Below are 12,064 nucleotides of genomic sequence, written 5' to 3'. Positions count from 1 at the left end.
ATGCTAGTCCGTCCATATACAACACCCCTTTATGTTTAATTCTCTAAACTCATTATACTACATTATAATCGAATTATCAATAAAAGTTACTAATTAATAATAGTTATTAATTTGTCAATATTGATAATTAATAAATTATCAAAGTTTAATTTTTATAAAACCTTTATTTTTAGTATTAGCAATAATAATAAATTTTATTACTAAAACTTAGAGTGCTTTTCATTTTTAGAACCATAAAATTTTATTTTTTAATGGCACCATAATTTGCTTAATAGCATATCTATAAAAATCAAAAGGAAATATTTTACAGAGAACTTTATAATATATTTTGTCATATATAAAGTAGGAGAATGAATATATTTTATAAAAAGGAGGGGTGTCATTTGAATTTTAAGGAATTTATAAAAAGTGATAGAGAAAGCAGAAATAAGGAAAAATTTGAAGGAACTTTTCTAGATTATTTAGAAATAATAAAGGAAAACCCAGATATAGCTAAGCTTTCACATAAACGAATTTATGACATGGTAGTTAGTAAGGGTGTAGAAGTATTAAGGGGTGAAGAAAACCCTAAAGTTAAAAAGATATATGGCAATGATTCTATAAGAAGATATGGATTCTTTAAGGATGACTTCTTTGGTATTGATAAAGTAGTAATGAAGCTAGTTAATTATTTCCACTCAGCATCTATGAATGGTGAAGAAGCTAGGCAAGTTTTATATTTAGTTGGACCAGTTGGAGCAGGTAAGTCTTCTTTAGTTGAATCTTTAAAGAAAGCTCTAGTTCAATGTGAGCCTATTTATGCTATTAAAGGATGTCCAATGCATGAGGAGCCACTACATTTAATACCTAACCACTTAAGACCTGAATTTGAAAACTTATTGGGAGTTAAAATAGAGGGAGATTTATGCCCTGTATGTAAGTACAAATTATTAAATGAATATCATGGTGAATACGAAAACTTTGAAGTTGAAAGAAAAGGATTCTCTATAAGATCAAGAAAAGGAATAGGGGTAGTACCACCAGTTGATCCTAATAACCAAGATACATCAATATTAACAGGTTCTGTTGATATATCTAAAATGGATATGTATCCAGAAGATGACCCAAGAATCTTTTCATTAAATGGTGCATTTAACGTTGGTAATAGAGGTTTAGTTGAGTTCATAGAAGTATTTAAAAATGATGTTGAATATCTTCATACTATAATTACTGCAACTCAAGAAAAATCTGTTCCTTCACCAGGAAAAGGCTCAATGATTTATTTTGATGGACTTATTATAGCTCACTCAAATGAAGCTGAATGGAATAAATTTAAATCAGATCATACTAATGAAGCTATTTTAGATAGAATAGTTAAGATTGAAGTTCCATATTGTTTAGAACTTGATGAAGAAGTTAAGATTTATGAAAAAATATTAAAGAAGAGTAATTTTAATGCTCATATTGCCCCTCATACAATTGAAGTTGCAGCTATGTTTGCAATTTTATCAAGATTAGCACCATCAGCTAAGGTTGACCCTATAACTAAGCTTAAGATTTATAACGGTGAAGATATAGTTGAAAAGGGTGGAACTAAGAGGATTGATATTAGTGAGCTTAGAGAAGAAGCAGGTTCTTACGAGGGAATGAAGGGAATTAGTACAAGATTTATAATTAAGGCTATAGATAATGCTTTATCAAGTTCAGAGCATAATTGTATTAATCCTTTAAGTATAATGGAAAGTATAGTTAGGTCAGTTAAGGAATTAGATATTGCAGCTGAAGATAAGAAGAAGTATTTAGGGTTTATCCAAGATACTATTAGAAAAGAATATAATAAGATTTTAGAAAAGGAAATTACTAAGGCATTTATACATTCATTTAGAGAACAAGCTGAAAGTCTATTTGATAATTATATAGATAATGCAGAAGCCTTTGTTAATAAGAGTAAAATTAAAGATTTATCAACTGGTGAAGATTTAAGTCCTGATGAAGAGTTTATGAGAAGTATAGAAGAGCAAATTGGAGTATCAGAAAACTCATGCAAGGGCTTTAGAGCTGATGTTACTTCCTATATGTTCTACTTAGTTAGAAATGGTAGCAAAATAGCTTATAATTCTTATGAACCTTTAAAGGAAGCAATTGAAAAGAAGCTTATGGCATCTGTAAAGGATCTGTCTAGAATAATAACTAAGTCTAGAGTTAGAGATTCTGAACAAGCAGAAAAATATAATTCCATGGTTGAGGAAATGCAAAATAATGGGTATTGCTTGCACTGCTGTGATGTAATACTTAAGTATGCTGCTAACAACTTATGGAAGGATTGATAAAATGGCAATCTTTAGAGATAATGCAGACAATCCTCTAGAACACGATAGATCTATAGAAGATAGAAGGCGTCATAGGCAATTAGTTGAAAAATCTATAAAAGAAAATTTAGGAGATATTCTATCTGAAGAGAGCATAATAGGTGAAACTAAAAATAAGAAGTTTAAAATACCTATTAGGGGAATAAAAGAATATCAATTTGTATTTGGAAGAAATAATAAGGGAGTTGCCACTGGAACTGGTGAAGAAAAAAGAGGGGATAAGCTTTCAGATGGAAGCCAAAACCAAGGGCAAAAAGGTAATAAAGGGGCTGGAAACAGCCCTGGTGAAGATGTATATGAAACAGAGATAACTTTAGATGAACTTATGGATTATATAGTTGAAGATCTAGAGTTACCTAATTTAGATAAGAAGAAGTATTCAGAAATAATAACTGAAAGTGCTGCAAGAAAAAGGGGATATCAAAGGTATGGTATTAACCCAAGACTTGCAAAGAAGAAGACAGTTCAAGCTAAGATTTCTAGAAAGCAAGGTAAGAAGAGGGCTTTAATAGAAGCAGGATTAGATGATAATATTGAAAGATTTCCATTTAGGGAAGATGATATTAGGTATTATAAGGTTAAGAAAAGACCTAAAAAAGAAAGTAATGCAGTTATGATATTTATTATGGACGTTTCAGGTTCCATGGACAGTAGTAAGAAATATTTAGCTAGATCCTTATTCTACGTTTTATCAAGGTTTATAAGTAGAAAGTATAATAATATAGCATTTGAATTTATATCTCATACGACTGTTGCTAAGGTAGTTAATGAGTTTGAATTTTTCCATAAGGCTGAATCAGGAGGAACTTATATCTCTAGTGGAATTAACACAGCTTTAAAGCTTGTTGAAGAAAAGTATCCACCAACTATGTGGAATATTTATCCTATTTACGCAAGTGATGGGGATAACTGGAGTGAAGATAATGAAAGGGCCATTAATTCTGTAAAGAAACTATGTGAAATTAGTAATATGTTTGGATATGCAGAACTTTTACCATCAACTTACTCTACAACTATGTATTATAGGTTTAATAGAGAAGTAGCTTGTAAGAACTTTACTTCGGTAATAGTAAAGGAAAAGAAGGATTTATGGGAAGCTTTAAAGATTATGCTATCTAAAGAGCTAAAGGAGGAGTAGGAATGGAATACAATCTTAGCACTTTAGAAAATTGGAATGAAATTATTGAAAAAAAAGCAAAAGACTTTGGCCTTAAATTTTATCCACAAGAGTTTGAAGTTATAGGTTTTAATGAAATGCTAGGCTATGAAGCTTATGTAGGGATTCCATCTAAATATCCTCATTGGAGTTATGGTAAGGCATATGATAAGAATAAAACTTTATACTCATTAAATATGACAGGATTACCTTATGAAATGGTAATAAATACAGATCCTTGTCTTGCATATTTAATGAGAGAAAATACATTACTATTGCAAATATTAACTATGGCTCATGTATATGGACATAATGATTTTTTTGCTAATAATAGAATGTTCACTGAAGGAACTAATGCTAAAGCAGCTCTTGAAATGTTTAAACTAGATGCGGAGATAATTAGAGGGTATATTAATAATCCCAATATTGGATATGAAAGAGTTGAAAAAATATTAGATGCAGCTCATGCAATAAGATATCAAATTCCAAGAGTAGTTGGAGTTAAGGAAATAAGCAATGAAGAAGTTAGAGATAGTTTAGTAAAAGATTATTATACTAAAAAGGAAAATAGAGGGCTTTTAGATGGGGAAGATACTACCCCATTTCCAGAGGTAAATAAAATCCCAATTGAACCTGTAGATGATGTTATAGGTTTTATAATAAAATATAGCTCATTAGAGGAATGGGAAAAAAATATATTAAGAATAGTTAAAAGAGAAACTCAATATTTTATACCTCAAATAGAAACTAAGACTATGAATGAAGGATGGGCAAGCTTCTGGCATTACAATATATTAAAATCACTGGAATTAGAGACTGGACTTCATTTTGAATTCTTAAAGAGGCATAATGATGTTGTTGCACCAATGGTTGGTGGATTAAATCCTTATTATGTAGGATTTAAGGTTTTTGAAGATATTGATAAAAGATATGGAAGAGAGAAAATCTTTGAAGTAAGAAGAACAGAAAGAGATAGCTCCTTCTTAAGAAAATATTTAACTAAAGAGCTTTGTCAGGAATTAAATTTATTCCAATATGCAAAGAAAAGTTTTGAATATGAAATCAAGGAAGTATCAGATGAAGAGGGCTGGAGAGAAATTAGAAATTACTTAGCTGATACTTGTGGAGTAGCCTCCATTCCTTACATTAGGGTTGTAGACTTAAATAGAAGAGACTTAACCTTAACATTAGAGCACTACTATGATGGAAGAGAACTTGAATTATCTTACGCAAAAGAAACTTTAAAATATGTATTTGATCTTTGGGGTTATAAGGTGAAACTCATAACAAAAACTAGAGACGGAAAGAGTATAGAACTTATCTGCAACGAAGATAGAAATATTTTTATTAATTAATACTAATAAATGCTTCCAATAATACTACACCAGGCGACCTCGCAAGCTCCAAGTCGCTTGGTCAGTGTTATTTGGAAGCATTTATATTTATGTAATGGATTATGTTATTACTAAATAGTCTTGTACATTTTAATAGCTTTAGATTTATATCCATTCCATTCTAACTCTATTTTTTCAGAAGGCACAAATCCTTGTTTCTCCCAAAAACCAAGTGCATTTTCTTCATAATCATATACAACATCGATTCTAATTCTCTTAGAATTTTTAGTTTTAAATATTTTCTCTAACTGATTATATATAATTCTACCTAATCCATTTCCTTTTAATTTAGCATCAATCATTAATAAAGATAAATAGACTTCATCTCCAATTTTAAAATCACATATACCAACTATATTACCTTCATTATTTTTTATAACTAAAGAACTGAACCCAATATTCTTCATTTCTTCGATTTCATTAATTATAAAGTCTTTAGAAACCTTTGAAATACCGACATGATTTTCCAAGAAAGTTTTATTAGAATTATAAATATCTATAATTTTACCAATATCATTTTGATCTACCGTATTAATTATGTAATTATCCATTTTTATTTCCCCCAATAGTATTTTCATTCTTTTGTAAAAATTCTATTCTTATATCACTTAAAATAAGTATACTCCATTTATTCACTTTGAGTACAAGAAATTAATTTATATTTGCTAGTAATTTACCATTTAAAATATTTTAGGTGATTACATTATTTTTTATTGAAATTCAGCTCGCCTGAATTTCTTCCTTTAGTAGGCTTGCATCCCCAAGTTTAAATTATTCAAGAAGTTTTCAACATTAATGATATGTATTAAATTGGAGATTTTATTATAATGAGAAATTACAATTCTTATTTAAGATAGCTAAGATGGCGTTAAGAATTTTTATTGTTTGAGCAAAGCGAGTTATGAAAATTTAGCCAGCTTAGATAGCTTAAATTTAGAATTGTATTCGAAATTATTTAAAAATCGGAAAGTTAATACATATCATTATGTTTTATTCGTAATTTATCATAAAGCTTCACAACTGATTATATTGTTGCATAATGTATAAGTGTATAAATTTATAGGAGAATACAATGGATTTAAAGGGAAGTAAAACAGAAGGTAATCTATTTAGAACTTTTGCTGGGGAAGCAAGAGCAAGGACTAGATATAATTTATATGCTGAAAAAGCAAGGCTTGATGGATATCAGTGGGTTGCCGAAATATTTGATGAAACTGCTAGAAATGAGTTAGCACATGCAAGAGAGGTATATGGAACTTATTTAAATTTAATTGGATGTACTAAAAATAATTTAATGGCTAGTGTTTTAGGTGAAAATAGCGAATATCAAGATATTTATAAAGGCTTTGAAGCAGATGCAAGAGCTGAAGGGTTTAATGATATAGCTGATTTTTACAAGGAGTTATCTGAAACAGAAGAAAATCATTCTAAGAGATTTAAAGAGCTTTATGACAAGATGGAAGATGGAACTATGTTTAAGGGACCAGCAGGATCATTGTGGGTATGTATGAATTGTGGATATATTCATGAAGGTGAAGAAGCACCACTAGTTTGTCCGTTATGCAAGTATCCAAGAGCATATTTTAAACCATACTGTAAGGTAACTAATGCTTAAGGAGGAAGCTTATGTTTATATCAATACCTAAGGAGTTTTTTGTTCCAGTATTATTTAAGGGTGATTTCAAGTTTAATAATGAAAATAATAATATGGAATATAACTATGAAAGAAAGAGTGTAGAATATAATGAAGTTTTAGTCAATAATATAAGTAGAGATTATCTTTCAGATACTATAAACTTAGATGAAGATGAAGAATTAAGACATGATGAAGAATTTACAAAAAATTATTTTGAGAACATAAAGGATAAAGAAATTGAGGAACAAATAATTAAATATATATATGGATTTATGAGATTTATAGAAGAACTTAAAGAAGCTAATTGTTTAGGAAATAATGAAAAAGAAAGTACTAACCTTGTAAACAAGTATGCAAGGAAATTTAAAGATGTTTACAATATGTACAAAAATGAAGTTCTAAGAGTTAGAAGGCCGCTTACTCCTGGTGATATAGATGCCTTTATCAATTATTATATTGGAAAAATATCTGATATATACAATGAAAATTTAGCAGAACTTAATTGTAAAACCCTAAACTATGATTCTATAGAAGCGGTAATAGATGATATTCTTAATGATGCTAGAAACATTTTGAGAGATCAAATTGAAAATCTAAATTGTATCTTAGTAAATAAAAGAGTTGAATGTAAGAGTAGTGCAGACGTAGAGGCTTTATTAAAAAATAGTGGAAATATATATAATAAAATTGATAATGAATATGTTAATGCAACTATAAATATGTAAGCAGGTGATAATTTGTCTTACAGACATTTAATGAAAAATCAATATAATGATATAAATAATTTAACTAATTTGCTTGGTTCTATGGTTAACTCTTATAGACTATTAATAGGTGGCGCAAATGAGCTTAATAATATATCAGAAGCTAAAAAAGGTGATGTAAAAGAAGCAGTAAAAAGAGCTGATAATTTAGGTGAGATTATTGATGAAATAATAAAGACTCTTGATGACTGTAGTGGAGCTTATGTTAAGTATTGTAAGCTTAAGAAGAATTATATAGATGATAAAACAATAAAGGATAATATATTAACAGAAATTGATTATGATTTACAATTTAACAACTCTGAAAGAGATGAAGATGAAGAAGAAGAATAAAAAATTAAATGGGCTGAGTCAAAATAAAATTTTGATTCAGCCCATTTATATCCCTATAGCTTTTTTAACTTGAATGTACTAACCATTAGATATGCACCTATTGCTAATAATATAATAGGAATCCATGGTGTTATGCTTTTATTTATAGTAAAAAATACAAATACAGCTATAAAACTACCAGTGATTGTTATAGGAACTCCCGTAAATACACCATCAAATGTTGAGGTGTTATATCTAGCAAGTCTGTATGCTCCACAAATAGGAAAAGCTAAAAGTACAGTTATTCCAATTATACCTGCTGGTCCAACTTTTGCTAAATCGTACATTAAAAATGTTAATATTGCAGGTGCCACACCAAAGGACACTAAATCTGCTAAAGAATCTAATTCTTTTCCAAGTTCGCTAGAAACATTTAACCATCTAGCAATTCTACCATCATATCTATCAACAAGTGCTGCTATTATTATAAAAAAGCATGCAAATAAATAGTTTTGTTCGAATGTGTATAAAATAGATATTATGCCACAGGATAAATTGATAAATGTAAAAATATTTGGTATACAACTTTTTTTCATAATTATCACCCCTACTATATAAAGGAAGATAGAGTTTGACTTTCCTTTATCATCAATGCACTATTATATCACAGATTCATAATAAATATAAGGTCATTAGTAGTAAAATAATTATTAATATAATCTTAAGAAAAAATAAGGGAATACTAAAATTATTAAGATAATCTTAAGAAACACAGCTAATAATTAATTTTATTTACATGTAAAATATAGTAATATAATAAATTGTGATATAATATTTAGTATATTTAGTTTATGATATTTTTCAATAATTATTAATTTAATTATTAAGGAGGGGTAAAGTGAAAAAGGTTAAATTTATTTATAATCCTTATTCGGGGGAGAATTTAATAATTGATAAGCTTGATAAGGTTATAAAGATTCACCAAGAAGCAGGATACACTATTGTCCCATATAGAATTGACAAGAATGTAGATGTAATAAATGCTTTTAACGATTTTAAGGATGTAAATTATCATTATGTGCTAATAGCAGGTGGAGATGGAACTATTGATAGTGTAGTAAATGCTATGGCAAAATCAGGAGTATCAGTTCCAATTGGAATATTACCTGTTGGAACTGCAAATGACTTTGGAAAATTCTTAGGAATGCCGAATGATATTATTAAGTCTTGCAAGCAAATTATTAATTCAGAGGTAACAGCTGTAGACCTAGGAAGTATTAATGATAAATATTTTGTAAATGTAGCAAGTACAGGATTATTTACAGATGTTTCTCAAAAAACAGATGTTAATTTAAAAAATACAATAGGTAAACTAGCTTATTATTTAAAAGGCTTAGAGGAACTTCCTAATTTTAGAAAGTTAAAGGTGAAAATACAATCTAAGGAAATGGAATACGAAGGGCATATGTATTTTATGCTGGTATTTAATGGACAAACAGCTGGTAATTTTAAACTTGCATCTAGGGCAGAAGCAACAGATGGATTACTAGATGTTATTATATTTAAAGCAATTCCTATAATAGAACTTATACCTCTATTTGTTAAGGTTTTAAGAGGGGAACATTTAGATTCAGACAACGTTATTTATTTTAAAACTGATAGCTTATGTATTGAATCTCCAGAGGATATTGTAACAGACATAGATGGAGAAAAGGGACCAGATTTCCCATTAAACATAAAATGTATAAAAGGTGGACTTAAAGTTTTAGGCGTTAAGTCTTAATAGTTATAAAATGCGAGGCATTTTATTAATGAAAAAATGAAATAATTAAAGAATGGAAAAATGTTAATAAAAATCTTTACAGATTTTTATTAGAGCATCTATAAATAAAAGAGGTTTTGCATAGCAAAACCTCCTCCTTCATTCTTTCATTTTAAAATACGAAAATAACTGTGAAGATAAATAGACGGCTCCATAAGACAAATGGTTGTAAAAAGAAGTTCTAATTTATCGCCATATGCTTATTTCAGATATTATATTTATATTTGTTAGTATATATCATTATTTAATGTACCTATAGTGTGAATTTATAATTAAGTATATTTTAGCAGAATAGAAGTACTTATTGATGATTGTTGAAATTCAGCTCGTCTGAATTTCTTCGTTTAGTTGGACTACATCCACAAGTTTAAATTATTTAAGGAGTTTTTAACATATTATGCGTAAGCTGACTTGGAGTTTACGACGGATGCCGAGCATAATATGTTAAAAACTCCTTCGTAATTTATTAATAGTGTTGCCTTTTGGTAGATTTTTAATATAATATAATATTGGGTAGATACTATATATTAATAAGAATTATAGTATACTATTTAAAAAAAATAAGGAGTGAATTTAAATGGAGGAAGTTCCTCAGAGTAGTAATTTTAAAATTGAATATTATTGTTTTAGAGGAGATACTTTATTTTAAATTAACATAATTATCTTATTTCTCCTCTAAGATGTAGGAGGAAGAGATATGAAGAATATGAAGAAGCTATCAGTATTTCTATACACAAATATCCTAGGACGTAAAATATATGATGAATTTGATGAAAGTATAGGTGAGCTTAGGGACATTTATGTAACTACAGAAGATGGATATCCAAGAGTTATAGGCTATAAGGTTAGGAGAGATGGATCTACTTTCCATTATGAGTTTAGAACTATTAATTTTTATCAGCTTGATAATAATAAAGTAAAGATAGTTACAAGAGGTAGTAAGGAGATATTACCAAGGACATACTCTTACCTTTTATCAGAGCACTTACTAGATAAAAAAATAGTAGATATTAATGGCAAACAAGTAGTAAGAGTTGATGATTTAAGAATAGCAGAAATAGCAGGCGAATATAGAGTAATTGCAGTTGAAACAGGACCATATGCAAGGTTTAGAAGATTAAACTGTGCAAAGCTTGGAAGCTTTATATATGGTGTTTTAAGAAAGGATTATGAAGATAGAGTTTTAATGTGGGATGATGTTGAATCTTTAGAAATGGTAAATAATAATTTACAAATTTCAGTACCATATAAAAAACTATCTACATTGCATCCAGCGGATCTTGCAGATATATTAGAAAACCTAGATGCAAGCTCAAGAAAGCAAATATTTGAATCCTTAGATGAAGACTTAGCAGCAGATACATTAGAAGAAATAGATCCAGAATATAAAGGAAGTATTATAAAAGACTTAAGTGAAACAAAGGCAGCTGAATTATTAGAAATAATGTCAAATGATGAAATTGCAGATGTCCTAGATGAACTAGACGATGAGGAAAGAGAAAAGATCCTTGTTAATCTTGAAAAGGAAGATGCTGAAGAAGTTAAAGAGATATTAGGTTATGAAGATGAAGCTGTAGGTAGTATTATGAGAACGGACTTCTTATCTTTTAACTTAGATATTACTATTGGAGAAATTATTGAGATAGTAAGAGAAATGGAAGAAGTTGAAGAAGACGAACTTTATAGGATTTATATTACTGATGAAGAAGAAAGGGTATTAGGTGCAATAACTTCTTATGATCTAATATTAAATAAACCAAATGTTAAGGTGAAAGATATAATGACTGAAGATGTAGAAGTTATAAGACATGACGTAAATATTGATGAAGCAATAGAACTAACTTCAAAATATGATTTATTATCTATACCAGTTATAGATGAAGAAGAAAAGCTAATAGGAGCAGTTAATGCTCATGATTTAATAGATGAAATTCTTTATCCAGTTTGGAAGAAGAAAATTAGATAGGTTAAAATATTGACAATTAAACTTTTAGTCATATAATGAAAATATAAAACTTAGTAAAGTACTCAGAATTAAAGACGAAGAAAAAGAAAAGTAGTATAAAGGAAGGTTACAGAGAGAAAGGAAAGATGAGATCCTTTTACCTATAATTTATATGAAGTGCCCTTTGGAGTTGAAGTTTGAATTTTTAGTAGGACTTTCCGGATTCATCCGTTACAATGAATGCTGTAATTTACAGTAATGAGTGAGATTAATTGTTAAATCTAATTAGAGTGGAACCACGGAGTAGCCTTCGTCTCTATAAGGACTAGAGACGGAGGCTTTTTAATACAAATTTTTAATTTAAAGTAATTATAGATAAATAAATTTAATAGAAATTTAAAGATTAAACTAATTATAAATAATAGGATGGAGGATATTATGATTTACGATAGTATGGTAGAGATGATTGGTAAGACACCAATATTAAAATTAAATAGGTTAGCAGATGAAAACAGTGCAGAAGTATATATAAAACTAGAAAAATTAAATCCAGGTGGAAGTGTTAAAGATAGAGCAGCTCTTGGAATGATTGAAAATGCAGAGAAGCTTGGATTATTAAAGGAAGGTTCTATAATAGTTGAGCCTACAAGTGGGAATACCGGTATAGCTTTAGCTATGATAGGAAGA

At 28.8% G+C, this 12,064-nt stretch carries 11 protein-coding genes and 1 other annotated feature; of the genes, 9 read left to right on the top strand and 2 right to left on the bottom strand.

What is annotated here, in order from left to right:
* Positions 1-383 precede the first annotated feature (383 nt).
* From E6248_RS07675 to E6248_RS07665, 3 genes are read left to right on the top strand one after another with little or no spacing between them, the layout of a single operon-like run.
* Positions 384-2,306 carry a PrkA family serine protein kinase gene (locus E6248_RS07675; RefSeq protein WP_316340233.1) on the top strand — a complete coding sequence of 641 codons (1,923 nt, stop codon included), beginning with the start codon at positions 384-386 and terminating at the stop codon, positions 2,304-2,306.
* Positions 2,307-2,310: 4 nt separating this feature from the next.
* Positions 2,311-3,486, top strand: coding sequence for a sporulation protein YhbH (gene yhbH, locus E6248_RS07670; RefSeq protein WP_136007898.1), 1,176 nt, complete (start codon positions 2,311-2,313; stop codon positions 3,484-3,486).
* A gap of 2 nt (positions 3,487-3,488) precedes the next feature.
* Positions 3,489-4,859 carry a SpoVR family protein gene (locus tag E6248_RS07665; protein ID WP_316340232.1) on the top strand — a complete coding sequence of 457 codons (1,371 nt, stop codon included), beginning with the start codon at positions 3,489-3,491 and terminating at the stop codon, positions 4,857-4,859.
* 110 nt (positions 4,860-4,969) lie between these two features.
* On the opposite strand, the gene E6248_RS07660 is transcribed toward E6248_RS07665, so the two are convergent.
* Positions 4,970-5,449, bottom strand: a complete 480-nt coding sequence (locus E6248_RS07660) for a GNAT family N-acetyltransferase (RefSeq protein ID WP_316340231.1) — start codon at positions 5,447-5,449, stop codon at positions 4,970-4,972.
* A 521-nt stretch (positions 5,450-5,970) separates the two neighbouring features.
* Between E6248_RS07660 and E6248_RS07655 the strand changes: the two genes are divergently transcribed.
* Genes E6248_RS07655 through E6248_RS07645 form a run of 3 tightly spaced genes read left to right on the top strand, consistent with a single transcriptional unit; the run spans position 5,971 to position 7,631 of the window.
* A complete protein-coding gene (locus E6248_RS07655; RefSeq protein ID WP_316340230.1) occupies positions 5,971-6,513 on the top strand; it encodes a rubrerythrin family protein in 543 nt (180 codons plus the stop codon).
* A gap of 11 nt (positions 6,514-6,524) precedes the next feature.
* A complete protein-coding gene (locus E6248_RS07650) occupies positions 6,525-7,259 on the top strand; it encodes a hypothetical protein (protein WP_316340229.1) in 735 nt (244 codons plus the stop codon).
* A 12-nt stretch (positions 7,260-7,271) separates the two neighbouring features.
* Positions 7,272-7,631: a hypothetical protein gene (locus tag E6248_RS07645; protein ID WP_316340228.1), complete on the top strand. Its 360-nt coding sequence runs from the start codon at positions 7,272-7,274 to the stop codon at positions 7,629-7,631.
* 53 nt (positions 7,632-7,684) lie between these two features.
* Here E6248_RS07645 and pssA read toward each other — a convergent pair whose 3' ends face one another.
* Positions 7,685-8,206 (bottom strand): CDP-diacylglycerol--serine O-phosphatidyltransferase, encoded by a 522-nt coding sequence (gene pssA / locus E6248_RS07640; protein WP_316340227.1) that lies wholly within the window; start codon positions 8,204-8,206, stop codon positions 7,685-7,687.
* A 302-nt stretch (positions 8,207-8,508) separates the two neighbouring features.
* On the opposite strand from pssA, the gene E6248_RS07635 reads away from it, so the two are divergent.
* The 3 genes from E6248_RS07635 to E6248_RS07625 form a co-directional block, all read left to right on the top strand.
* Positions 8,509-9,393, top strand: a complete 885-nt coding sequence (locus E6248_RS07635; RefSeq protein ID WP_316340226.1) for a YegS/Rv2252/BmrU family lipid kinase — start codon at positions 8,509-8,511, stop codon at positions 9,391-9,393.
* Between the two features lie 745 nt (positions 9,394-10,138).
* Positions 10,139-11,398, top strand: coding sequence for a magnesium transporter MgtE N-terminal domain-containing protein (locus E6248_RS07630; RefSeq protein ID WP_316340234.1), 1,260 nt, complete (start codon positions 10,139-10,141; stop codon positions 11,396-11,398).
* Positions 11,399-11,466: 68 nt separating this feature from the next.
* Positions 11,467-11,698, top strand: a binding site (T-box leader).
* Between the two features lie 117 nt (positions 11,699-11,815).
* Positions 11,816-12,064: pyridoxal-phosphate dependent enzyme (locus E6248_RS07625; RefSeq protein ID WP_316340225.1), on the top strand; the 249-nt coding region annotated here is incomplete at its 3' end.

The organism is Clostridium sp., assembly GCF_032552055.1.
Classification (GTDB): Bacteria; Bacillota; Clostridia; order Clostridiales; family Clostridiaceae; genus Clostridium.
The sequence above is the reverse complement of the archived record's forward strand: the minus strand, read 5'-3'. Positions and strand labels throughout refer to the sequence as shown.